Annotated in this window: 24 protein-coding genes and 1 tRNA gene; 11 read left to right on the forward strand and 14 right to left on the reverse strand. The window is 70.0% G+C overall.

Features of this window, described 5'->3' with window-relative positions:
* Positions 1–45 precede the first annotated feature (45 nt).
* The 4 genes from ACWEOZ_RS12005 to ACWEOZ_RS12020 all read right to left on the reverse strand — a co-directional run bounded on the left by ACWEOZ_RS12005 (position 46) and on the right by ACWEOZ_RS12020 (position 4,108).
* Positions 46–573, reverse strand: coding sequence for a hypothetical protein (locus tag ACWEOZ_RS12005; protein WP_451910735.1), 528 nt, complete (start codon positions 571–573; stop codon positions 46–48).
* Positions 570–1,214, reverse strand: coding sequence for an HNH endonuclease family protein (locus ACWEOZ_RS12010; protein ID WP_451910736.1), 645 nt, complete (start codon positions 1,212–1,214; stop codon positions 570–572). The genes ACWEOZ_RS12005 and ACWEOZ_RS12010 overlap by 4 nt, the downstream gene beginning before the upstream one ends.
* Positions 1,215–1,350: 136 nt before the next feature.
* Positions 1,351–3,096: a 2-isopropylmalate synthase gene (gene leuA / locus ACWEOZ_RS12015; protein ID WP_451910737.1), complete on the reverse strand. Its 1,746-nt coding sequence runs from the start codon at positions 3,094–3,096 to the stop codon at positions 1,351–1,353.
* Between the two features lie 205 nt (positions 3,097–3,301).
* Positions 3,302–4,108 (reverse strand): hypothetical protein, encoded by an 807-nt coding sequence (locus ACWEOZ_RS12020; protein WP_451910738.1) that lies wholly within the window; start codon positions 4,106–4,108, stop codon positions 3,302–3,304.
* Between the two features lie 221 nt (positions 4,109–4,329).
* On the opposite strand from ACWEOZ_RS12020, the gene ACWEOZ_RS12025 reads away from it, so the two are divergent.
* A complete protein-coding gene (locus ACWEOZ_RS12025) occupies positions 4,330–5,595 on the forward strand; it encodes an aspartate kinase (RefSeq protein WP_212987807.1) in 1,266 nt (421 codons plus the stop codon).
* Between the two features lie 7 nt (positions 5,596–5,602).
* A complete protein-coding gene (locus ACWEOZ_RS12030) occupies positions 5,603–6,667 on the forward strand; it encodes an aspartate-semialdehyde dehydrogenase (RefSeq protein ID WP_451910739.1) in 1,065 nt (354 codons plus the stop codon).
* A gap of 57 nt (positions 6,668–6,724) precedes the next feature.
* Here ACWEOZ_RS12030 and ACWEOZ_RS12035 read toward each other — a convergent pair whose 3' ends face one another.
* Positions 6,725–8,011, reverse strand: a complete 1,287-nt coding sequence (locus tag ACWEOZ_RS12035) for a methyl-accepting chemotaxis protein (protein ID WP_451910740.1) — start codon at positions 8,009–8,011, stop codon at positions 6,725–6,727.
* Positions 8,012–8,214: 203 nt separating this feature from the next.
* Here ACWEOZ_RS12035 and ACWEOZ_RS12040 point away from each other — a divergent pair, with 203 nt between their 5' ends.
* The gene (locus ACWEOZ_RS12040; protein WP_451910741.1) at positions 8,215–9,315 is read left to right on the forward strand and encodes a glycoside hydrolase family 19 protein; all 1,101 of its coding nucleotides are present in this window, start codon (positions 8,215–8,217) and stop codon (positions 9,313–9,315) included.
* 66 nt (positions 9,316–9,381) lie between these two features.
* Here the strand turns inward: ACWEOZ_RS12040 and ACWEOZ_RS12045 are convergent, their stop codons facing one another.
* Positions 9,382–9,678: a hypothetical protein gene (locus tag ACWEOZ_RS12045; protein ID WP_360546193.1), complete on the reverse strand. Its 297-nt coding sequence runs from the start codon at positions 9,676–9,678 to the stop codon at positions 9,382–9,384.
* Between the two features lie 167 nt (positions 9,679–9,845).
* Between ACWEOZ_RS12045 and pyrE the strand changes: the two genes are divergently transcribed.
* A complete protein-coding gene (gene pyrE / locus ACWEOZ_RS12050; RefSeq protein ID WP_360546191.1) occupies positions 9,846–10,361 on the forward strand; it encodes an orotate phosphoribosyltransferase in 516 nt (171 codons plus the stop codon).
* On the opposite strand, the gene cutA is transcribed toward pyrE, so the two are convergent.
* Entirely contained in the window at positions 10,339–10,671 is a 333-nt protein-coding gene (gene cutA / locus ACWEOZ_RS12055) for a divalent-cation tolerance protein CutA (protein ID WP_360546189.1), read from the reverse strand. The two genes, pyrE and cutA, sit on opposite strands and share 23 nt — an antisense overlap.
* A 34-nt stretch (positions 10,672–10,705) precedes the next feature.
* On the opposite strand from cutA, the gene ACWEOZ_RS12060 reads away from it, so the two are divergent.
* Complete coding sequence (locus ACWEOZ_RS12060) at positions 10,706–11,977, forward strand: outer membrane protein assembly factor BamB family protein (protein WP_451910742.1); 1,272 nt, start codon at positions 10,706–10,708, stop codon at positions 11,975–11,977.
* Here the strand turns inward: ACWEOZ_RS12060 and ACWEOZ_RS12065 are convergent.
* Complete coding sequence (locus ACWEOZ_RS12065; protein ID WP_451910743.1) at positions 11,961–12,311, reverse strand: DoxX family protein; 351 nt, start codon at positions 12,309–12,311, stop codon at positions 11,961–11,963. The two genes, ACWEOZ_RS12060 and ACWEOZ_RS12065, sit on opposite strands and share 17 nt — an antisense overlap.
* A gap of 133 nt (positions 12,312–12,444) precedes the next feature.
* Here ACWEOZ_RS12065 and ACWEOZ_RS12070 point away from each other — a divergent pair, with 133 nt between their 5' ends.
* The 4 genes from ACWEOZ_RS12070 to ACWEOZ_RS12085 all read left to right on the forward strand — a co-directional run bounded on the left by ACWEOZ_RS12070 (position 12,445) and on the right by ACWEOZ_RS12085 (position 15,144).
* Complete coding sequence (locus tag ACWEOZ_RS12070; RefSeq protein ID WP_451910744.1) at positions 12,445–14,004, forward strand: alpha/beta hydrolase; 1,560 nt, start codon at positions 12,445–12,447, stop codon at positions 14,002–14,004.
* Positions 14,005–14,098: 94 nt separating this feature from the next.
* Entirely contained in the window at positions 14,099–14,452 is a 354-nt protein-coding gene (locus ACWEOZ_RS12075) for a hypothetical protein (RefSeq protein WP_451910745.1), read from the forward strand.
* 110 nt (positions 14,453–14,562) lie between these two features.
* The gene (locus tag ACWEOZ_RS12080) at positions 14,563–15,006 is read left to right on the forward strand and encodes a hypothetical protein (RefSeq protein ID WP_451910746.1); all 444 of its coding nucleotides are present in this window, start codon (positions 14,563–14,565) and stop codon (positions 15,004–15,006) included.
* A gap of 12 nt (positions 15,007–15,018) precedes the next feature.
* Positions 15,019–15,144, forward strand: a complete 126-nt coding sequence (locus ACWEOZ_RS12085; protein ID WP_451910747.1) for a hypothetical protein — start codon at positions 15,019–15,021, stop codon at positions 15,142–15,144.
* A 67-nt stretch (positions 15,145–15,211) separates the two neighbouring features.
* Here the strand turns inward: ACWEOZ_RS12085 and ACWEOZ_RS12090 are convergent.
* Positions 15,212–15,288 (reverse strand) — tRNA-Pro (locus ACWEOZ_RS12090).
* A 72-nt stretch (positions 15,289–15,360) separates the two neighbouring features.
* Positions 15,361–16,251 carry a metallophosphoesterase gene (locus tag ACWEOZ_RS12095; RefSeq protein WP_451910748.1) on the reverse strand — a complete coding sequence of 297 codons (891 nt, stop codon included), beginning with the start codon at positions 16,249–16,251 and terminating at the stop codon, positions 15,361–15,363.
* Between the two features lie 25 nt (positions 16,252–16,276).
* On the opposite strand from ACWEOZ_RS12095, the gene ACWEOZ_RS12100 reads away from it, so the two are divergent.
* Positions 16,277–16,729: a GatB/YqeY domain-containing protein gene (locus ACWEOZ_RS12100; protein ID WP_360546177.1), complete on the forward strand. Its 453-nt coding sequence runs from the start codon at positions 16,277–16,279 to the stop codon at positions 16,727–16,729.
* Between the two features lie 104 nt (positions 16,730–16,833).
* On the opposite strand, the gene ACWEOZ_RS12105 is transcribed toward ACWEOZ_RS12100, so the two are convergent.
* The gene (locus ACWEOZ_RS12105) at positions 16,834–19,230 is read right to left on the reverse strand and encodes a transglycosylase domain-containing protein (RefSeq protein WP_451910749.1); all 2,397 of its coding nucleotides are present in this window, start codon (positions 19,228–19,230) and stop codon (positions 16,834–16,836) included.
* Between the two features lie 313 nt (positions 19,231–19,543).
* Between ACWEOZ_RS12105 and ACWEOZ_RS12110 the strand changes: the two genes are divergently transcribed.
* On the forward strand, positions 19,544–19,846 hold the full coding sequence (locus ACWEOZ_RS12110; protein WP_041832981.1) for a WhiB family transcriptional regulator: 303 nt from the start codon (positions 19,544–19,546) through the stop codon (positions 19,844–19,846).
* Positions 19,847–19,850: 4 nt separating this feature from the next.
* Here ACWEOZ_RS12110 and ACWEOZ_RS12115 read toward each other — a convergent pair whose 3' ends face one another.
* The 3 genes from ACWEOZ_RS12115 to ACWEOZ_RS12125 all read right to left on the reverse strand — a co-directional run bounded on the left by ACWEOZ_RS12115 (position 19,851) and on the right by ACWEOZ_RS12125 (position 23,041).
* Positions 19,851–21,011 carry an ArsA family ATPase gene (locus ACWEOZ_RS12115; protein WP_451910750.1) on the reverse strand — a complete coding sequence of 387 codons (1,161 nt, stop codon included), beginning with the start codon at positions 21,009–21,011 and terminating at the stop codon, positions 19,851–19,853.
* Positions 21,012–21,105: 94 nt separating this feature from the next.
* Entirely contained in the window at positions 21,106–22,056 is a 951-nt protein-coding gene (locus tag ACWEOZ_RS12120; protein WP_451910751.1) for an ArsA-related P-loop ATPase, read from the reverse strand.
* A 22-nt stretch (positions 22,057–22,078) separates the two neighbouring features.
* The gene (locus ACWEOZ_RS12125; protein ID WP_451910752.1) at positions 22,079–23,041 is read right to left on the reverse strand and encodes an Rv0361 family membrane protein; all 963 of its coding nucleotides are present in this window, start codon (positions 23,039–23,041) and stop codon (positions 22,079–22,081) included.
* Positions 23,042–23,101: the final 60 nt, after the last annotated feature.

The raw sequence follows: 23,101 nt of genomic DNA on the forward strand, positions 1-23,101 counted from the left end.
CGCTACATTCGGGTTTGTCGATCTGTAAAGGTTCCGTGCAGTTGATCAGCCCTCGGGCCGGTTCAGCAGTCCGACCGCGATCGCATGGACGGCGTCGAGGTCGGCCGGGTCCTTGAGGGTGGTCTTCGCCCCGGTCACGGCATACCACTCGTCGGCGTCCTTGTACTGCGCGCGGATGGTCACCTCGTTGCCGGAGAGCTCCGTCAGGAGGGTCACGTCGCCCGTGATGACACCGGCCTCGTCGGTCATGACGCCGCCCTGACCGGCGACGATGTCGGTGGTCCGGCTCGTCGCCGCGGTGGCAGGGGCCTCGGAGGTGGTGGCAGCCGCCGGGGCAGGGGCGGCTTCGGAGGTGGTGGCAGCTGCGGGGGCAGCGGCCTCGGTGGCCGCAGTCCCAGCTGCCGGGGCCGGCTCGGCGGCGGCACCCTCAGAGACGGCGGCCTGCTCGGCGGGAGCGGCCTCCGTCGCGGACGTGGCCGCAGCCGCCGGCGTGGTGGCGGTGGGCTGGGCCGCGGCCGGAGCGGCGGCCTCGGCGGGCGCGGCGGACTCGGGGGCGGGCTTGTGCTTGGTCATCGGCACTTCTCCAGCATTTTCTTCAGCTCGACCTTCTCCTTGGTGGTGACCGTGAGCTTCCACCGGCTCTTCACCACGATCCAGTCCTGAGCGTATTGGCACCACGAGCCGGTCTGCTCGGGTTTCCAGGTCGACGGGTCCTGGTCACCCTTTGACCTGTTCGACGCGGCCGAAACCGCCACCAGCTGGGGATCGTCGAGATCGTTGGCGAACTCCTCGCGCTGGTCCGTGGTCCAGGCGGCCGCGCCCGAGCGCCAGGCGTTGGCCAGCGGCACCACGTGGTCGATGTCCACCTTGGCCGGGTCGGTGATCTTGTCGCCGTCGTAGACGCTGATCCAGGTGCCCGCGACCACGTTGCACCCGGAGACCTTGACCTTGGTGCCGTCGCGCTTGAGGACGGTGTCGCGGACGTCGCAGTTGCTGCCGGTGCTGTTCCAGTGCGGGAACTTGGCCCGGCTGTAGCCGCGCATCGAGCCGGTCTTCGTGACGACCTTGAGGGCGTCGAGCTTCTTGCGGGCCTCGGTGGGATCGGTCGTGGTGGCGCCGCCGGTCGGGTCCGAGCCGGAGCCCGAGCCGTTCTCGGCGGGTAGCTGGCAACCGGCGGCGACGGTCACGGTCAACAGGGCGGCAGCGACACGCAAGGTCCACAAAGGAGTGATACGAGGGGGCACGAAGTAAGCGTATGCGCCCTACGCCCGGTTGGCGCAAGTCGTCATCCGTGCCGGATACGTCCCGCGCGCCGCCCGGGTGAACCCGGACGGCGCGCGGAACAAATGCTCAGCGGACGCGGTTGACCGCGCTCGTCACGGCCTTGATCGAGGCGGTGACGATGTTGGCGTCCAGTCCCACGCCCCACACGGTGCGGCCGTTGACCTCGCACTCCACGTACGCGGCGGCCTGGGCGTCGTGACCGGAGGACAGGGCGTGCTCGGCGTAGTCGAGGACCCGTACCTGGATGGCCAGCGGCTCCAGCGCCTGCACGTACGCGTCGATCGGGCCGTTGCCGACCCCGACGACCGGGCGCCGGGTGTTGCGGTGCCGGACCTCGGCGTCGATCTCGACCTTGCCGTCCACCGTGGCCGTGCTGTAGCGCTCCAGCTCGATGAGGCCGAACTGCTGGTGGTCGACCAGGTACTCGCCCGCGAAGATGTCCCACATCTGCTGCGGGCCGACCTCGCCGCCGTCGGTGTCGGTGAAGTGCTGCACCACGCCGGAGAACTCGATCTGCAGCCGGCGCGGCAGGTCGAGCTTGTGCTCCTCCTTCATGATGTACGCCACCCCGCCCTTGCCGGACTGCGAGTTGACCCGGATGACCGCCTCGTAGCTGCGGCCCACGTCCTTCGGGTCGATCGGCAGGTACGGCACGCCCCAGGCGAAGGCGTCCACCTCCACGCCGGCCTCGCTCGCGTCCTCCTGCAGCGCGGTCAGGCCCTTCTTGATCGCGTCCTGGTGCGAGCCGGAGAACGCGGTGTAGACCAGGTCACCGACGTACGGATGCCGTTCGTGCACGGGCAGCTGGTTGCAGTACTCCACCGCGCGCTTGACCTCGTCGATGTCCGAGAAGTCGATCATCGGGTCGATGCCCTGGGAGAAGATGTTCAGCCCCAGCGTCACCAGGTCCACGTTGCCGGTGCGCTCGCCGTTGCCGAACAGGCAGCCCTCGACGCGGTCGGCGCCGGCCAGCACGCCCAGCTCGGCGGCGGCGACGGCGGTGCCGCGGTCGTTGTGCGGGTGCAGGCTGAGGACGATGCTCTCGCGCCGCGGCAGGTGCCGGTGCATCCACTCGATCGAGTCGGCGTACACGTTGGGGGTGGCCATCTCGACGGTGGCCGGCAGGTTGATGATCAGCGGGCGGTCCGGCGTCGGGTCGATGACGTCGATGACCGCCGAGCAGATCTCCAGCGCGTACTCCAGCTCGGTGCCGGTGTAGGACTCGGGGGAGTACTCGTAGAAGATCTCGGTGTCCGGGGTGTGGATCTCCGCGTACTTCTGGCAGAGCCGCGCCCCGGTCGTCGCGATGTCGGTGATCCCGGCCTTGTCCAGGCCGAAGACGACCCGGCGCTGCAGCGTCGAGGTCGAGTTGTAGAAGTGCACGATGGCCCGCTTGGCGCCGCGGATCGACTCGAAGGTGCGGTCGATCAGGTGCTCGCGGCACTGCACCAGCACCTGGATCGTGACGTCGTCCGGGATCAGGTCCTGCTCGATGAGCTGGCGGACGAAGTCGAAGTCGGTCTGGCTGGCCGCTGGGAAGCCGACCTCGATCTCCTTGTACCCCATCCCGACCAGCAGGTTGAACATGCGCCGCTTGCGCTCGGGGGACATCGGGTCGATCAGAGCCTGGTTGCCGTCGCGCAGGTCGACCGCGCACCAGCGGGGCGCGGCCTCGATGCGGCGGGCGGGCCACTGCCGGTCCGGCAATTCGACATCGAACTGCTGCTGGTAGGGCTGGTAACGCTGGTACGGCATCCGGCTGGGGCGCTGACGCGCGATGGGGTCGCCGGTTACATCCGTGGAGGAAGACATGGTGAGGGCTCCTGAAAAGTGGTCAGTTCCGAGGAACGACCGGCGCGCGTCAACTCCGCGACGAGGTGCCGGCCTGGGATGGGGCCTCGTCGCGGCAGCGAAGGAGAAGCGCCTGCCACATGTCGAACGTCACCCTACGTGATCAATTTGAACCTGCCCAACCCTACGCCCGGATCGTGGGAAGCAGGAGGTCAGGCGGACAGCTTCACGCGGACGGTACCGGCTGTGACGGCACCACCGGCTGCTCGGTCACCGGCGGAGGCGGCGGGGCGTCCTGACCCATCGGCTCGCCGCCGGTCACGGGGCCGGGCAGGTCGATCGTCGGCGGGGCCGCGGCCGGCGCGCCCGCGATGGTGAGCGTGCCGAACTTGACCCGGGCCGCGGTGAGCAGGCCGTCGTCGGCGTAGCAGTAGATGCCGACGTCGACCGGCGCGGACAGCGAGGCGGAGATCGTGTCGATGGAGAAGCACCGCCCGCTGGAGCCCTGAAGTGGCTGGGCGGCGGTCACCGACAGGGCCGACTGGCGATCGGTGAAGACCGGCAGCCACTGCCGGAAGACCCGCTGGATCTTGGGATCGTACTCGCCGGGGACCTTCTTGCCGGCGTCGGCCACCCGTACGCAGGACGGGCTGACCGGGTTGGTCGCCGACGGGATGGCGCACTGGAACAACCCGGCCGGGAGCTGGGCGATCGACACGTCAGCCGTACCCCCGAGGGCGCCGGACGGGATGTCCACCCGCCACGATCCGTCGACCGCGACCGTCGCCAGCACCGAGCGCGGGGCGAAGCCCGGCGTCTGCAGGGTGTACATCGCGGAGAAGCGGTGGTCCTCGGCCAGCGCGGCCCGCGCGGCCAGCGCGACCCGGGCGTCCTGGTCCGGGGCCGGCACGGACGCCGACGGGGACGGAGTGGGCTCCGGCGCGGGCGCCGAGTCACCGCAGGCGGAGACGCCGAGGGTGAGCAGGGCGGTGGCCAGCGCGGGCAACACACGCGTGGCGGGGCGGGAGCGCATCGAGACATTCTCGCCTCTCGTCGCCCGGACCGGTCGTTGCGGGCACCGGAACCCTTTCCCGGCGTGTCGTACGTCGCAGCGGCCGGAATCTGGGATCGCGTGTCAGCGATCAGCCGGCCCGCCGCTAGTCTGGGTGGCGATTGACCGACTGGCGCCGCCGGGCCGCTGATCTCCTGGCCAGGCGGCGTCGGCACGTGTGGGGTGGAAAGGAGCCGGCTGCCGTGGCCCTCGTGGTGCAGAAGTACGGCGGTTCGTCCGTCGCTGATGCCGAGCGCATCAAGCGCGTGGCGGAGCGCATCGTGGCCGCCCGCAAGGCCGGCGACGACGTGGTGGTCGTGGTGTCCGCGATGGGCGACACCACCGACAACCTGCTCGACCTGGCCAACCAGGTCAGCCCGCTGCCACCCGGCCGTGAGCTGGACATGCTGCTCACCGCGGGCGAGCGCATCTCGATGGCGCTGCTGGCGATGGCCATCCACAACCTGGGGTACGAGGCCCGGTCCTACACCGGCTCGCAGGCCGGCGTGCTGACCACCTCGGTGCACGGCAAGGCCCGGATCATCGACGTGACCCCGGGTCGGCTGCGCACCGCGCTGGACGAGGGCGCGATCGCGATCGTGGCCGGCTTCCAGGGCGTCTCGCAGGACACCAAGGACATCACCACCCTGGGCCGCGGCGGCTCCGACACGACCGCTGTCGCGCTGGCCGCCGCACTGCACGCCGACGTGTGCGAGATCTACACCGATGTCGACGGGGTCTTCACCGCCGACCCGCGGATCGTCCCGAACGCCCGGCACATCAAGCAGATCACCTACGAGGAGATGCTCGAGCTCGCCGCGGGTGGGGCAAAGGTGCTGATGTTGAGATGTGTCGAGTACGCACGGCGGTTCAAGGTGCCGATCCACGTACGCTCTTCGTACTCGAACAAGCAGGGCACGCTGGTCACCGGATCGATGGAGGACGCGGGAGTGGAACAAGCGCTGATCACCGGGGTCGCCCACGACCGCAGCGAGGCGAAGATCACGATCGTCGGCGTGCCCGACGAGCCCGGCGCCGCCGGCCGCATCTTCGAGACTGTCGCCCAGGCCGAGATCAACATCGACATGATCGTGCAGAACGTGTCGACCGAGGGCACCGGACGCACCGACATCTCCTTCACGCTGCCCAAGGCCGACGGCCCCACCGCGATGGCCGCCCTGGACAAGATCAAGGAGCAGACCCGCTTCAAGTCGCTGCTCTTCGACGACCACGTGGGCAAGGTGTCGCTGATCGGCGCCGGCATGCGTTCGCACCCGGGCGTCGCCGCGTCGTTCTTCGCCTGCATCGGTGAGGCCGGGGTCAACATCGAGATGATCTCGACCTCGGAGATCCGGGTCTCGGTCGTCTGCCGCGACAGCGACCTCGACACGGCGGTACGCGCGGTGCACGACACGTTCGAGCTCGGTGGCAACGAGACCGCTGTGGTCTACGCCGGGACCGGCCGGTAGCCGGCGGATGCCGCAGCAGCAGCCCACGCTGGCTGTCGTCGGAGCCACCGGCTCCGTCGGCACGGTCATGCGTGAGCTGCTGACCTCCCGCCGCAACGTCTGGGGCGAGATCCGGCTGGTCGCGTCCGCCCGCTCGGCCGGCCAGGAGCTGTCCTGCCGCGGTGAGCAGCTGGTCGTCCAGGAGCTGACCCCCGAGGTCTTCGACGGCGTCGACGTGGCGATGTTCGACGTGCCCGACGACGTGTCGATCCGCTGGGCCCCCATCGCGGTGGAGCGCGGCGTCACGGTCGTCGACAACTCGTCGGCGTTCCGGATGGAGGCCGACGTCCCGCTGGTCGTGCCCGAGGTCAACCAGGAGGAGCTGCGGCGCCGCCCGCGCGGCATCGTCGCCAACGCCAACTGCACCACGATGGCCATGATCATGGCGATCGCCCCGCTGCACCGCGAGTACGGCCTGCGCGAGCTGGTGCTGGCCAGCTACCAGGCGGTCTCCGGAGCCGGTCAGGTCGGCGTGGACACCCTGCACGACCAGCTGATGAAGGTGGCCGGCGACCGGACGCTGGGCTCGCGCCCGGGCAACGTCCGCCAGGCGGTCGGCGACGACCTCGGCCCGTTCACCGCGCCGATGGCCCTGAACGTGGTCCCGTGGTCGGGCGACCTGGCCACGGACGGCTGGTCGTCGGAGGAGCTCAAGCTCCGCAACGAAAGCCGCAAGATCCTCAACCTGCCGGCCCTGAAGGTCTCCGCGACCTGCGTCCGGGTCCCGGTGGTGACCGGCCACTCGATCGCGGTCCACGCGGTCTTCGGCTCGGAACTGGACGCGGAGGGCGCCCGCCAGGTGCTGCGCAACGCCCCGGGCGTGATCCTGGTCGACGACCCGGAAGCGGGCGAATACCCGATGCCGATCGACGCGGTCGGCACGGACCCGTCCTGGGTCGGCCGCATCCGCCGCGCAATGGACGACCCCCGGGCGCTGGATCTCTTCATCACGGGCGACAACATGCGCAAGGGCGCGGCGCTGAACACGGTGCAGATCGCGGAGCTGCTGGCCGCCGAGATCGCCAAGGGCTGACCGGCCACCTCGGTCGAGGCGGCCGGTTCGTCCTGCAGTAGTTGCTTTTCGGGCGGGTCAGCGGATGCTGACGGCCGAGGCCGAGCGGGCCACCTCGTCTGCCGCGTCGATGACCAGGCCGCGGGTCTGGCCGGCCAGCGTGACCTGCTCGCCCATGACCGACGACGCCAGCCGCTGGGCGTCGGCCACCGAGCTGAGCCGGCTGGTCATGCCCGATACCGCCGCGCCGACTGCGGCTGCGCCGGTGGTGACCTCGTGGACCGTGGATTCGATTCGGGCCGTGGCTTCCGCGGTCTGGCCTGCGAGTTGCTTGACCTCGCTGGCCACGACCGCGAAGCCCTTGCCGACCTCGCCGGCGCGGGCGGCTTCGATCGTCGCGTTCAGGGCGAGGAGGTTGGTCTGGTCGGCGACCGCCTGGATCAGGCCGGCGATGGTCGCGATGTCGGCCACGGAGGTGCGCAGCTCCTCGAGGGACTTCAGGGCCACGTCGGCGTCCGACAGGGTGGTGCCGACCTGGTCGCTGGCGTGCTCGACGGTGCGGGCCACGTCGGACAGCGCCGCCTCGAAGCCGCTCAGGGCCTCGTCGGCGTCGGTGCGCAGGCGGGCGCCGGTCTGGCTGGTGTGCTGCAGGACTTCCTCCAGGCGGACGGCCATCTGCTCGGCCCGGTCCAGCTGGGACGTGGCCTCGGCGCGGGCCGCCTCCTCGCGGTGGGTGGCCTCGTCAGCGGCGGCGCGGAGGCGGCTCGCGTTCTCCTCGGCCTGCGTGGCCTGCCGGCGCTCGTTCTCGCGGCGGGCCGCGGCGTCGAAGTGCCAGTACGTGACCTGGGCGGCCGCCATCGCCAGCACGAAGAAGGTGTGCAGCAGGGCGCGGCCCAGCACGCCGTTGGTGCTGTGGTCGGTGTGGGCGAAGACCAGCTCCGGGGCGATCAGGCCGATGCCGAAGTGGTGGGCCGCGACCAGGAACACGGCCAGGGCGAAGGCGATCCACTCCTGGTAGAGGCCGATGAGCGCGATCACCACGAAGAAGTGGAAGTGCAGGTCGATCATGCCGCCGCCGGCGTGCACGAGGGCGTCGGTGGCCAGCAGGAAGCCGACGCTCGTGGCGATGGCCCGGCCCCGCTGGGTCGCCGCCGTGCCGGAGAGAACGCCGCAGACCAGCACCGCGCCGAGTACGCCGAGCAGCAGAGTGGCGTGGTGACCCGGGCTGAGCTCGCCGCTGAAGAAGCCGAGCGTCAGGATCACCGGCACATGCGTCCACAGCAGCAGCCGGAGCACGCGGTGCCGGGCGGCGAATGCCTCCTCCGACAGGGTGACGTCGGGTACGAGACGGCTGAGCAGGGTCATCGGTGCACCTTTCACACGGCGGCGTCGGGGATCAGGATGTGCCGCCCGCGGTGCCGTCCCCGGTGTCCCGTAGTAGCTCCCTGGTTGCCGCCCGAATTAATCCTTGAAGTTTCTTTACAAATACCGCTGCATCTAGTTGAGTCGATGTAACTCCCCGCTTTTCTCGCGCCAGTGCGCGTCCCCCGACGCACGGAAGGTGAGCCATGTCCAAAAAACGGCTCCTATCGATCGTGGTCACGCTCAGCGTCGCCCTGGCCGGCGCCGCCGCGGCTGTGCTGCCCATGACGGCATCGAACGCGGCCGAGGCCTGCGTCGCCGCCTACAACAGTTCGACGGTCTACACCGGAACCCAGCGGGCTTCGTACAACGGCCGTAACTGGACCGCCAAGTGGTGGACCCAGGGCGAGGCGCCGAGCACCGGCGGCTCGGGTGTCTGGGCCGACAACGGCGCCTGCGGCGGCGGTACCACGCCCCCGCCCGCCAACGGCGGCACCTGTAACTACCCGAACTGGGTCGCGGGCCAGTTCTACGCGGCCGGCTCGATCGTGAAGTACACCAACGGTGGCTACTACCGGGCCAAGAACGAGAACCCGGGTTACGACCCGGTCATCAGCACCTGGTACTGGGAGCCGTACGCCTGCAACGGTGGCGGCAACACGACCACCCCGCCGCCCGTCGGCTCGGGTGGCTTCCCGGTCAGCGAGGCGCAGTTCAACCAGATGTTCCCGAACCGGATCCCGTTCTACTCGTACGCGGGACTGATCGACGCGGTCAAGAAGTACCCCGCGTTCACCAAGACCGGTAGTGACACGGTGAAGAAGCAGGAGGCCGCGGCCTTCCTGGCCAACGTCAACCACGAGTCCGGCGGCCTGGTCTACGTCGAGGAGATCAACCAGGCGAACTGGCCGCTCTACTGCGACCGGTCCCAGTCGTACGGCTGCCCGGCCGGGCAGAACGCGTACCACGGTCGCGGCCCGATCCAGCTGAGCTGGAACTTCAACTACAAGGCGGCCGGCGACGCGCTCGGCATCGACCTGCTGAACAACCCCGACCGGGTCAAGAACGAGGCGTCGGTCGCCTACCAGACCGCCGTCTGGTACTGGATGACCCAGCGCGGGCCGGGCTCGATGACGCCGCACGACGCCATGGTCAACAGCCGCGGTTTCGGTGAGACGATCCGCAGCATCAACGGCTCGCTGGAGTGCAACGGCGGCAATCCCGCCCAGGTGCAGAGCCGGATCGACGCCTACAACCGGTTCACGAGCATTCTCGGCGTGAGCCCGGGCGGCAACCTGTCCTGCTGATCTTTGTTCGCCGGGTGCACGGGGGTACGGTCGCTGCGGCCGTACCCCCGCTGCCTTTTGTCCTGCTCAGAGCGCGAGCTGCGGCCGGGCCGGGACCCCGACGACGGCCGGGCTGACCGACCGGGCGGGCAGCTGCTGGGGCACGGTGCTGGGCACGAGCATCGATTCGAGCGCGGGCGCGATCGACCGGCGCTCGTTGATCTGGATCAGCCGCGCGGCCCGGGCCAGCGAGCCGGTCTCGCCGTCCCGGAAGCCCTCGCGGTAGCCCTTTTCGTAGCGTTCGCCGCGACCGAGGGCACGACCGATGGCGAAACAGGACGAACCGGCGAGGGCTAAGAGGAAGAGCAGCGCGAAGGGTGTCACGACAAGCCTTTCAGCGAAATTGACGGCCTATAGCCCGCAAAATAGCCGAAACAGGACACCATTAATGCGCGCCCGCAGATCAACTACGCGTACGGGTGACTTTTGTTTGGTGGGTGGCGCCAGGCCCCCGGCGGCGCCGTCGGCGGACCGCCTGACAGGCTGTTCCGGTGACTGACTCTGACCTTGCGCGGCAGGTCCGCGACGTGAGCCGGCTGACCGGCGAGTTCGTGCTCCGCTCCGGCCGCACCGCCACGGAATACTTCGACAAGTACCAGTTCGAGGCCGACCCGGTGCTGCTGGACCGGCTCGCCGAGCAGATGGCGGTGCTGATCCCGGAGGGCACCGAGGTGCTGGCCGGGCTCGAGATGGGCGGCATCGCGGTGGTGACGGCCCTCGGCCGGCACGCGAAACTGCCCTGCGCGTTCGTCCGCAAAGAGGCCAAGAAGTACGGCACCGCCCGCCTCGCCGAGGGCGCCGAGGTGGCCGGCCGCCGGGTGCTGGTGGTCGAGGACGTCGTCACCTCCGGCGGCCAGGTGGTGATCTCCACGGGCGAGCTGCGCAAGCTCGGCGCCCACGTCGATCACGCGCTGTGCGTGATCGACCGCCAGGAGGGCGGCGCCGAGTCGCTGGCCCAGGAGGGCATCAAGCTGCGGGCGCTGCTCACCCGGGCTGATCTGTCATAGCCAGCACCCACTCCAGGTAGGCGGGATTACCGCCGGTCACCGGCAGGGCGAGCACGCACGGTACGTCGTAAGCATGCTCGGCGTCGGCCCGGGCGACGATCCGCTCCACCAGTGAGGCCCGCGTGTGCAAGGCGACGCGGGCCTCCGGATCGTCGTGCACCGCACCCTCCCAGCGGTAGATGGACCGGATCGCCGTCGTCTGGTGTCCGCAGGCGGCGAGCCGGTCCTCGACGAGGCGCCGGGTGAAACCGGCCAGCCACTCGCCGTCGGCCGCGGTGACCACAACCTCACAGATCTGTTCGTCGGTCATGGCCAGGATTCTGCCGTGGTGCGATGCTCGACTGGTGGTGATCGATCTCGGCGACGCTTCCGCCGTACCGGAGACACCACCGCCTCCCGGCACCACCCGCAGGCGGCCGGCGGTCGTGGGTCTGGTCGTGCTGGCCACGCTCGCGCTGGCCGGGTCCGTGCCGGCCGAGCCACCGCGCGTGCGCTCGGTCCTGGTCACCGACGACCTGGCCGGAGCCTTCACGCTCGCGCCCTCGGCTCTGTTCACGTCGAGCTTCGTCGGCCGGCAGGGCCTGGTACGCCGATACTCGCTGGCCGACAAGTCGGTGCAGTGGACCACCCGCCTACCCCAGTCCGTGGGCGATCTCGAACTGGCCGGCGCCGACGTCCTGACAGTGATCTCCCCGGAGAACGCCCAGACCTCGTTCCTGGACAGCGACACGGGCACCCTCCTGTGGCGCCGGATCTCGGGTGCCACCACGGTGCTCACGGTGACCGACGACAGCGTCCTGATGAGCTCGGCCGGCGCCGCTGTCGAGCACATCGTCCTGGAGCGGGCCGCCCTGCGGACCGGGAAGCCGCTGTGGTCCCGGCGCCTGGACGCCGCCGGTTACCTCGACGTCGGCGACGCCGGCCGCATCGTCACAGTGGACCGGCAGGGCCGCGCCGCCGTGCTGAGCCTGGCTGACGGCACGGTGCGCGCCACGGCGGACCTCGGTGTCGAGCTGAACCTGGGCCGGTTCGCCGGGGACGGCGACACCACGCGTTTCGTGACGTCCGGCGACCGCCTGTATCTGGCCCGCCGGGAGGGCGGCGCCGGGTCCGTGACCGCGTACCGGCTCACCGACCTGCGGCAACTGTGGCGCAAGGCGATCCCGTTCGGCTGGCCGACGGGTTGTGGTGCGTACCTGTGCGTGTCGACGGCCGCCGGCATGACGGTGCTGGACGCCGGGACCGGCGAAGCCCGCTGGTCCAGCCCGGACTGGCGGCTGGGCGCGGACTCCGCGGCACTGCGGATACCGGGCCCGGCGCGGCTGATGGTCACCGATGCCCGGCACACCGCACGCCGGGCCCTGCTCGATCCGGCGACCGGACGGATGCGGTCGATGCTGGGCCACAGCGAGCAGGTGGGTGCCCTGCTGCTGCGCGTGGACACGGCTGAGCCCGGGCGCACCTGGATCCAGCAGCTCGGCCCCGGCGACGAGGTACGCACGATCGGGCGCCTCGACGGCATGTCCCTGGAACGGTGCCTGGCCGTGGCCGCCTATCTGGCCTGCGCGAACCGCAACGGGCGGGCCAACGTCTGGCAGCTCACGAGTGCTGACTGAGGCTCAGCACGAAGGCCGCCACCGAGGTGGTGAGGAAGACGGCCGGGCCCACGAGCTGACGGGAGCCCACCCGCAGATGCGCGATGAACGCACCGACGAAATAGAGGATGAGACCGGCGGCGGCGAGGGTGCCCAGCAGCGGTACGGCGAACCCGGCGAGCAGCCCGAGCGAACCGGCCGCCAGGCACGAGCCCAGCCAGGGCAGCCACGACCGCGGCACCCGCTTCATGTCGGCCTGAGCCTTGGGGAAGTCGTGGCCGATCAGATAGAAGACGGCGGCGGTGCCGGTGAAGACAGCGCCGATGACGGTGACCGTGACGTAAGCAGCGAACATGAACGTCCCTCCTGGACTGGTTAGGAGAAGGACGAGCCGGCCCGGCGGAATGTGACGCCTTCCAGCTGGCTGTACCTGCGGCGGGTAGCCAGATGGATCGATGCCCGTACCCGTCTTTCCTAGGGTTTCGGACATGAGTTCACACACCTCGTCCCTCCGGCGCCTGGCGCTGGTCGCCGCCGCGGCAGCAGTCGCGGTCACCTCGTTCGCGCCGGCCGGAGCCGCGACGCCCACCGCCCGCCCGACCGGATCCGAGGTCAAGTGGGGCTCCTGCCCGACCGGTGCGCCGGCTCCCCAGCAATGCGCGACGCTGCGGGTGCCGCTCGACTACCGGCACCCGCAGGGCCGCACCATCGGGATCGAGATCTCCCGGATCCCGGCGGCCGACCCGGCCAAACGCAAAGGCGTCCTCATGACCAACGGCGGCGGCCCCAGCGCCAGCCTCGACGTGCCCACCGCGCTCGGCGGGCTGCTGCCGGCCGAGGTCCGCGACAGCTACGACCTCGTGGCCTTCGACCCCCGGGGCATCGGCTACAGCACGCCGATCAGCTGCGGCCGCGGCGCCGACGAACTGGTCCGCGACCTGCAGTACGGCATCCTGTCCTTCCCGTCCGCCGACGGCTCGATCGGCGCGAACGTGGCCTACGCCAAGCGCATGGCCGCGCAGTGCGCCGCCCACTCGGGCCCGATGCTGAAACACCTCACCACGGCGAACGTCGCCCGCGACATGGACCGGATCCGCCAGGCCCTCGGCGAGCGCACAGTCTCCTACTACGGCATCTCCTGGGGCACGTACGTCGGCTCGACCTACCGGGCGCTGTTCCCGCAGACGATCGACCGGATGGTCATCGACAGCTCGGTGGACCCGAACGAGCGTGGCTACGCCGACTTCCGGGCCTTCAGCGGGGCGATGGAGGACCGGTGGCCTGACCTGGCCGCGTTCGGAGTCGCCAACGCCGGGACCGTGCACCTGGGGAACACCGCGCGGGCGGTCCGGAAGAACTACCTGGCGTTGACGGCCGCGCTCGACCGCCGGCCGGTCAAGCTGGCGGAGACGAAAGCGCCGATCAACGGGAACTTCGTCCGGATGTTCACATGGCAGCTGTCGTACAGCGACGCGAGCATGATGGGTGCTGAGGCGCCGATGGCGCAGCTGTGGCGGGCGGCTGGGAATGTGGCGGCGGGGCGGGCCACTGACGACGATCGCGCGTTCCTCGCGGAGTTGGCCAATGGGCTGGTCGCGCACGGGACGCTGCCGAATGTGCCGCAGGACAATCTGTTCTCGGCCGGGTGGGCCTACAGCTGCGGGGACAAGGCCTGGCCGCGGAATGTCCGGGCGTACGCGCGGAATGTGGCGGCTGACCGGGCTGCGCATCCGTTGATGGGTGGAGCTCCGGCCAATGTCGCGCCTTGCTCGGCGTGGGCCGTGCGGCCGGCCGGGCCGGAGCCGGTGGTGAAGGAGACGGGGAAGCGGAACGTGCTGATCCTGCAGAACGAGCGGGACCCGTCCACGCCGCTGCGGACGGCACAGGGAATGCGGCGGGCGATGGGGTCGGACTCGGTGCTGGTGACGGTGAATGCGGGCGGGCACGGGGTGCTGGTCCACCCGAAGCCGAATGGTTGTGCGATCGGGGCGCTTGAGGCGTACTTGACGGTGGGCAAGCTTCCGGTTGGGGATCTCGCTTGTCGGTGAGCTCTGCGGTCAGGGCCGGTCTCCTTCGAGGGACCGGCTCTGACTTTCGTGGTGAGTTGCCTCGGCGGGCCGGCGACGCCGCTAACTTGGCCTGGTGACCGAGGAGCCGAAGCCGTCAGCAGGGCTTCCAGCCCGGTGGCTGATGATCCTTCTCGGTGCCGCGCCGAATCTGGTCGTGCTCGGATACCTGTGGTGGCCGCACACCGTCTGGTTCACCTGGACTGAGAGCTCCGATGCGGCGGGGATCCCTTACGCCAGCGTCAGCCAGGCCGAGCTGGTCATCATCCCGGCCACGCTGGTGGTCGCTCTGACTGCGGCGCTGGTCCGGCGTACCCACCCGGTGGCGTTATGGCTGCTGCTCGGCGGCCTTTCCGGGGCTACATGCGTGCTTCTGGCCCTGGCCCGATCCGCGCTCACTTGGACAGGGCTTCTTGACATTGCCCGATGAATCCGCGCCGGTGCAGGGTCCTTATCTGCTGGAGGGCGGAGTCGCGGCATCTACGACACCTGAAAGGTCTTCGGCGTCGTCCAGGACGAGATGATGGATAGCCTCGTCAGGTGACCGACGAGCCGCCGTGGGAGGACTATTCGCGGGATCGGCTGCGGTCCGGCCTGTCCTATCCGGTCGGGCGTGATTTCGTCGAGCGCTGCCTGCGAGATGCCGCGGTGGTGGTCGGATCGCTGAACTTCGTCGGAGGGACCGCGGACCCGCCGGCGACGGTGGAGCGGCACCTCCTTCTGGACGTCTTCTGGTTCAGCGACGTCCCGCGCCGCATCGAGACCAAGCCGGCCAGAACGGTGGCGAGTTTCCTCTTCATGCGGCTGTGGGCGGTGCCGTCTGTACACCGCCGGCACATGGCCCAGCTGCTCCTGACCGGCCTGCCGCTGGCCTGCCGCTGGGCCGCGGCGGCAACGAGCAGGGCGGGGACGGGATGGGCGGCCTCGGAGCACGTGCTGACTCTGCGGCACGCGAACCAGGTGCTGGAGATCGAAGAGAGCTGAAGCCAGGAGCCGATGCTGCGTGACAAACCGCTCACCACCCTGACCCTGGCGTTCAACGAGGCCGCGACCATCAGCTACACGCCGATATGCCCGACGAGGCCGCGCTGCGCACTGCGCCTGAACCCGGAGCGGGCATAGACCGCCGCCGGAAAGGCAGCAGGCCCGTTCACCGTTTCCGGCGACCGGGCCTGACCTGCACTAACTCTGGTCGGGGTGGCCGGATTTGAACCGACGGCCTCTTCGTCCCGAACGAAGCGCGCTACCAAGCTGCGCCACACCCCGAGCGTGCTCAGCAATACTAGCCGACGCTTCGGCCGTCGCGAAATCGGTATCCCCGGTTGCTGAAACCGCAGGTCAGCGCGGGATCAGCGTCAGGATCGTGGCTTCCGGGCGGCAGGCGAAGCGGATCGGCGCTGTCGGGTGGGTGCCCAGGCCGGCCGATACGTGCAGCCAGGCGTCTGAGCCCGGCCAGCGGTGCAGGCCCTTGGCCATTGCCGTCGGGAGGTCGCAGTTTGTGGTCAGGGCACCGTAGCCGGGGACGCAGACCTGGCCGCCGTGGGTGTGGCCGGCCAGCAGCAGGCCGAAGCCGTCCGCGGCCATCGGGTCCAGGACGCGGGAGGCCGGGGTGTGGGTCACGCCGATGTGCAGGTCGGCGCCGGTGGAGGCCGGGCCCGACACGGACGGGTAGTCGTCGCGGTCCACGTGGGGGTCGTCGACGCCGACCAGTTCCACGGAGCGGCCGCCGGCTTTGATCACGGTTCGGGCGTTGTTCAGGTCGGTCCAGCCCGCGTCGGTGAACGCCGCTCGCAGGTCTTCTGCCGGCAGTTCCACGCCCTGCACGTATTCGCGTTCCGGCAGCAGGTATTGCAGCGGGTTCTTCCACAGCGGGCCGCGGTAGTCGTTCGAGCCGAAGACGAAGGCGCCGGGCAGGTGCAGCAGGGGGTCCAGGGCGCGCAGGACGCCGGGGATCGCCTCCGGGGAGGCCATGTTGTCCCCGGTGACCACCACCAGGTCCGGGTCCGTGCCGATCAGCGCGGCCACCCAGGCCTGCTTGCGGCGCTGGTCCGGCATCATGTGCAGGTCCGAGATGTGCAGGATGCGCATCGGCTCGGCGTCCGGTTCCAGCGCCGGGACGTCGATGCGGCGCAGGGTGAACAGGTTGCGTTCGATCAGCGAGGCGTAGGCGAGGGCCGCGCCACCGGCGGCGGTGACGCCGGCGGCGAGGGAAATAAGGGGTCGGCGCATGAAGGCCAGAGTAGTTTGGGCGTCCATGGGAACGCTGAAAGACCGCCTGAACGATGACCTGCACTCCGCCATGAAGAGCCGGGACGAGCTGACCACCTCGACGCTGCGGATGGCGTTGACCGCTGTGCGCAACGCCGAGACCGCCGGGGACGCGGCCAAGGTGCTCAGTGACGACGAGGTGCTCGCCGTGCTGACCAAGGAGGCGAAGAAGCGCCGGGAGGCGGCGACCGCCTTCGCCGGGGCCGGCCGCACCGATCAGGCCGCCAAGGAGAACGCCGAGGGCGAGATCCTGGACCGCTACCTGCCCGCGCAGCTCACCGACGATGAGATCGCCGAGCTGGTCGCCGGGGCGCTGCAGGCCGGCGGCTTCACCGGCAAGGCCCAGATGGGCCCGGCCATGAAGGCGGCCCAGGCGGCGGTGGCCGGCCGGGCCGAGGGCGGCCGGGTGGCGGCAGCGGTACGCAAGCAGCTCGGCTGACCAAGCACCAGGGAGACGCGGCGGCCGGGACACCCGAACGTTTGACGAAGCACCGCCAGGAACGCAGCGGGCGGGCCACCCGAGGGTGACCCGCCCGCCGTCGTTCAGCGTCGTCCTGGTGGCTTCGGCTTCTTGGTGGGATCGTCCGGCTTGTCGTCGCCCTTGCCCTTGCTGATCTCGATGCTCACGTAGCCGTTCTTGATGGTCCGGTTGGGCGGGTTGGTGCCCGCCGCGGTGCCCTTCGGGCAGTCCGACTCGACTTCCTGACCCACCGAGGCGGTGAAGCCGGCGCTCTCCACCCGGGCCTTCGCGCCGGCGATGGTTGCGCACTTCACGCCCGGGATCGAGCGCTGCTCGCCGATGGAGATCTTCGAGCTGCCCGGCTTCTTGAACTGGACCCTGGGTTTGCCCCGCATGTAGTCGGCCATGGTGTTCCAGACCGCGGGGTTCACGATGCCGTGCGACATCCGGTCCTTGTGGTTCTGGTAGTCGGGGTTGACCAGGTAGCCGGCCACCGTCAGCGAGGTGCTGCCGATGATCAGCGCGGCGGTCTTGTCGTTGTCGGTCGTGCCGGACTTGCCGAAGATCGGGTGCTTGATGATGCCGCGGGCGGCACCCGCCGTACGGCTGCCGCCGCAGCTGCCGAGCTGGGCGTTGTCACCCACCGGGCAGCGGGCCGCGTCCAGCGCCGCGCGGGCCACGTCGGGGGACGTGGCGCGGGTGCAGTGCGGCTTGCCGATGTCGATCTTCTCGCCGGCCCGCGAGACGATCTGCTGCACCGGGGTCGGCTCGCAGTACATGCCGTCGCCGGCCAGCGTCGCGTACGCGTTGGCCATCTCCAGCGGGGTCGAGGACGACACGCCGAGGGTGAAGGCACCCCACTGGTGGGCGGCGTCCTTGTTCGACGCGAGGTCGATGTCCGTCTTCGTGCGGAACTTCACGCCGAAGCGCTGGGCGACGTCGACCACCTTCTCCGCGCCGACCCGTTCCTGCAGCGGCACGAAGAACGTGTTGATGGAGCGGCTGAAGCCCGTCCACATGTTGGTGACGCCGCCGGCCTTGCCGCCCGAGTTGCTCGGGCAGTAGTAGATGCCGTTGCACGTGGACCGGCCGGGGGCGATCCGGTACTTGGTGATGGCCTTGGCCGGGGCGTTGATCGAGTAGGCCAGCGGGTAGCCGTTCTCCAGCGCGGCCACGATGGTGAACATCTTGAACACCGAGCCGGCCTGGTAGCCGGTGATGTCGCCGCCGCCGGTGAGCAGCGGATTGGTGGTGTTCGGGTACGTGCCGCGGATCTTCTTGCGGGCCTTGGCCGGGTCCGAGGAGATCTTGTTCTTCGGGTCCGAGGGGTCGTCCAGCTTGAACCGGCGGTTCGCGGCCAGCGCCCGGACCTTGCCGGTGCCGGGCTGGACGGCCGCCAGCAGCAGCGCGTTCTTGTTGTTCTGCGAGATGTGCTCGCCGATGTTGTCCCGGGCGGCCTGCTGCGCCTTGATGTCCATCGACGTCTGGATGCGGTAGCCGCCGCTCTTCAGGCGCCGCTCCCGGTCGTACGTGGTCGCGCCGAAGGCGTCCTGGCTCAGCCACCAGCGATAGAAGTAGTCGCAGAAGAAGCCCCAGTGGTTCTTGGCCACCGAGACGCAGCCGTTGCCGGGGCGCTTCACCGTGCGGCTGATCTTGGTCGCCGTGGCCTTCTTGGCGTCCGCCGCCGTGATGAAGCCGAGCTCCAGCATGTCGTTGATGACGTAGTTGCGGCGGTCCAGCGCCTGCGGGTAGCCGCTGGCGGTGGTCGGGTTGAACGCGGTCGGGGCCTTCACCATGCTGGCCAGCAGGGCGGACTCGGCGACCGTGAGGTCCTTGGGCTTCTTGCTGAAGTAGACCTGGCTGGCCGCGAAGATGCCGTACGAGCCGTTGCCGAAGGGCGCCTTGTTCAGGTAGCCCTCGAGGATCTTCTGCTTGGTGAGATCCTTCTCGATCTGCAGCGCGTACTTCATTTCGTTGATCTTGCGCTTGGGGGTGTCCTTGGTGGCGTCGACGACCTCTTGCGGGCTGGTCGCCGAGTAGGCCAGCGACATCCGGACGAACTGCATCGTCAGCGTCGAGGCGCCCTGCTGGGACTTGCCGCTCTTGTTGTTGACGAACGCCCGGGCGACACCTTTGATGTCGACGCCGTTGTGCTTGTAGAACTCGTGATCCTCGGCGGCGATGATCGCGTTCTGCATGTTGACCGAGATGTCCTTGAGACCGACCTCGCTGCGGAACTCGTCGTAGAAGGCCGAGATCAGCGTCTTGTTGTCCGAGGCGAAGACCCGGCTGATCTGCGGGGCGCTCGCCTGCTTGAGCTCGCTCGGCAGGCTGGCGAAGGTCTGCCCGCCGGCCTTGGCGGCGAGGCCGGACATGGCCACGGCGGGGAACGCCGCGGCGGCCACCACCACGCCCGCGAGCAGGCCGCAGATCAGCAGCGACGTCGCGTTGGCGAAGATGTTGTGATCGCGTCTGCGCATCCAGGAGGTCACCTGAGCAGGGTACGCGAAAGATACCCGTGACTGCCCGTCAAGAAGGTTACGGTTTGCCCAGAATGATTCTGCCTCTTCCCTCGGCCGCGCGTGGCGTTTTCCCGAAGTTTTCGCGAACTTCCCGTCGTTCGGTCAGCCCGAGATGCCCGGAACTACCGAGGTATACGTTTTTGAGGGACAACGTTGCGTAATCGCCCGACTACAGAGCATGATGATCCGGCGAGCTATCGCACGACGCCTGTGTGACTTGAGGGGACATGAGTCCGCCGGCGTCAGGGGAAGCAAGGGGGGACGTGAACAGATGGGGATGATCAGCGACTGGCCCAGTATGGCGGCATGTCAGAGTGGCGACCCTGACGCGCTGTTCGTGCAGGGCGCCGAGCAGAACGTGGCGAAGAGGATCTGCCGCAGCTGCCCGGTCCGCTACGAATGCCTGGCCGACGCTCTGGACAACCGGATCGAGTTCGGCGTCTGGGGAGGCATGACCGAGCGGGAGCGGCGCGCACTGCTGCGCCGGCACCCGCACGTGGCGAGCTGGCGGAAGATGTTCGAAGCCGCGCTGCGGGAGAAGGGCGCCGACAAGGTGCTCGTCTCCACCCGCTGATCCTTCAGGACCGGGACAGCTGGTCCCGGGACAGGGCAGCACCGATTGTCCGGAGCCCGTCGACGTCGTGCACGTCGGCGGGCTGCGCTGTCACTGCGACGGCCGGGACGTCCGGGAAGGCCTCGGTGAACGTGGCCGCCACCCATACCTCCCGGTCGATCTGCCGGAGCAGGGCCGCGTGGATGCGCAGCGCGTCCGCGGTCGCCTGCTGATCACCCGCCGCGTCGAGCTCGACCGCCGCCGCCTCGGCCTCGGCCGAGGTCACAGTGGCCAACGCGGTCTCGTGGGTGCGGTTGAGCACCAGGCCGGCGAGCGGCATCCGCTCCGCGACCAGCCGCTCCGCGAAATACGCGGCCTCCCGGACCGCGTCCCGCTCCGGGGCCGCGACCAGCAGGAACGCCGTCTGCGGGTCCTGCAGGATCCGGTACGTCTCGTCGGCGCGCTGCCGGAAGCCGCCGAACATCGAGTCCAGCGCGGCCACGAAGCCCGACAGGTCGGTCAGCAGCTGCGCGCCGAGGATCTTCTGCACTGCCCGCGAGAAGATCCCGAACGAGGCCGTGACCAGGCTGAACATGCTCTTGCCGCCGCGCGCCGGGGCCATCAGCAGGCGCAGCATCCGCCCGTCCAGGAAGCGGGACAGCCGGGCCGGGGCGTCCAGGAAATCCAGCGCCGAGCGGGACGGCGGGGTGTCGACCACGATCAGGTCCCACTGGTCGCCCGCGCGCAGCTGACCCAGCTTCTCCATCGCCATGTACTCCTGTGTGCCGGAGAACGTCGAGCTCATGGCCTGGTAGAACGGGTTGGCGAAGATCTCCGCGGCCCGCTGCGGCGAGGTGTGCGCCTGCACGACCTCGTCGAACGTGCGCTTCATGTCGAGCATCATGGCGTGCAGCTCGCCGCCGGTGGCCTCGGTGTCGATGCCCTTGACCTGCCGGGGAGTGTTGTCGAGCTCGGTCAGGCCCATGGACTGGGCCAGCCGGCGGGCCGGGTCGATGGTGAGCACCACCGTGCGCCGGCCGTGCTGCTCCGCCGCGCGGAGGCCGAGCGCCGCCGCCGTGGTGGTCTTGCCCACGCCACCGGCGCCGCAGCAGACCACGATTCTGGTGGCCGGATCGGCCAGCAGAGCGTCGACGTCCAGGCGAGGGGCGGTCTGATCAGCGGCCACGTTCCGAGCGTACTGACTCGCCGCCCCCGGCGCGGCGTGCAGCACTGCGGTGTGTGGCGGGTCAGACACCGCGGCCGCCCTCGGGCCGGCCGGGTCAGGCGCTCAGCAGCAGGTCGGCCAGCTCGTGCAGCCCGTCGAGGTCCACCCCGCCGGCCAGCAGCGGCAGCTCCAGCATCGGGCGGCCCAGCTCGGCCAGCTCCGTGCGCAGCGACTCCTCCAGCTCACGGCGGGTCAGGTGCGCCCGGGCCTCGGCGTGCAGGCCGTTGACCGTCGCGGCGTCAGCGGGCAGGCCGGCGGCGGTCAGGCCGCGCTTGAGCTCGGTCTTGGTGACCTTGCCGGTGGCCAGCAGCGGCGGCCGGCCGCCGTTGACGATGATCCGGCCGACCGGGATGCCCAGCGCGGTCAGCTCGCCGATCGCGTCCAGGCTCTCCTGGACCGGCATCTCCTCCAGCAGTGTGACCACGTGCACGGCGGTCATCGGGGAGCGCAGCAGCGAGGCCACCCCGTCGCTCTGGGTCTTGATCGGACCCATCTTGGCCAGCTTGGCGGTCTCCGCGGTGACGTTGAGGAACCGCCCGATCCGGCCGGTCGGCGGCGCGTCCAGCACGACGGCGTCGTACACCCGGCGGCCGTCCGACGAGCGGGTCGTCGCCTCCTTCACCTTGCCGGTGAGCAGGACGTCGCGCAGACCCGGGGCGATGGTGGTGGCGAAGTCGATCGCACCGATCTTGCGCAGCGCACGGCCGGCCGCGCCGAGCCGGTAGAACATCTCGAGGTACTCCAGCAGAGCCTCCTCGGGGTCCACCGCCAGCGCCCGGACCTCGCCGTCACCGCGGGCCGGGGTCGCGATCCGGCGTTCCGCGTACGGCAGCGGATCGGTGCCGAACAGCTGGGCGATGCCCTGCCGCCCCTCGACCTCGACGAGCAGCGTGCGGTGACCGCCCGCGGCCAGCCCGAGGGCGAGCGCCGCCGCCACGGTGGTCTTGCCGGTGCCACCCTTGCCGGTCACGACGTGCAGGCGCGCCGGCCACTCGTTGGTTGCCACAGATCGAGCGTACGGCCTCGATTCAGCCGGTCACGTCGCACACGAGCCAGCTGGTCTTGCGGACCACGGTGAAGGTCAGCTGCTGCTGGGCCGTCTTCTCGTCGTCGGTGCTCATCGTGAGCTGCACGCCGACCGTGGCCTTCTCGTCGGTCTGCCCCGAGACGGCCGGGTCGTTCCAGCGGAAGGAGGGGGCGTCGTACTCGTTCGCGTACCCCTTGATCTGGTCGACCCGGGCCTTGAGCTTCTCCTCGTCGCGGGCCTCGCGGCAGACCACCTCCCCCGCGGTCGTCGGGTCCTGCTGGGTGTAGATCGCCGTCATGAACCTGTTGACCGCCGTGGCCGGGTCGGGCGCGCCCCGGCCGCTCTCGGCGTCGCGCAGCAGCAGATAGGCCGAGACCGTGCCGCCGCCGAAGATCAGCAGAGTGAGGACCAGGGCGACCGCCACCCAGAACGGGCGCTTGTGCTTGCGCGGCGCGTCGAGCAGCACAGTCTCGGTGGCATGCGGGTCGAACGGCACCTCCCACGGGTGCGGCAGCATGCTCAGCGGGATGGCCTCGGTCGGCTGGTCGTGCTGCACGCCGGGTTGCACCTCGGCCGGCGGCGAGTGCTCCAGGGCCAGGTGGGGCGGCGGCTCGGTGCGCCACTCGCCCGGCTTCTCGTGACGGGCGTGGAAGGGCTCGGTCGGCGGCGGCTGATGCCACACCGGCTCACCGATCAGCACCTCGGTCTCGGCCGGCTGCACCGCGAAGACCTGCGTCTCGGCCGCGGAGTCGAAGGCGGCGGCCCGCTCGGAAGCCGGGGCCGATTCGACAGGCGGGGCGGGCTCGACCGGGGCCGGGTGACCGGGCTCCCCGGGATAGGCGCCGACCGGCGGCCATTCGGGCAGCTCGGCCGGAGGCGGGGCGTCGATGAAGTCGGACGCGGGTGCCTCCGCGGCGGCGATCGACGACGGCCGCGCCGTCCCGCCCTGCTGCGGTTGCGTCATCGTGCCCCCTCGGCCGGCGGAGTCGGGGCCGCGCCGCCCCGGTGCTCAGCGTAACGAAAT

The organism is Actinoplanes sp. NPDC004185 (genome assembly GCF_053603475.1).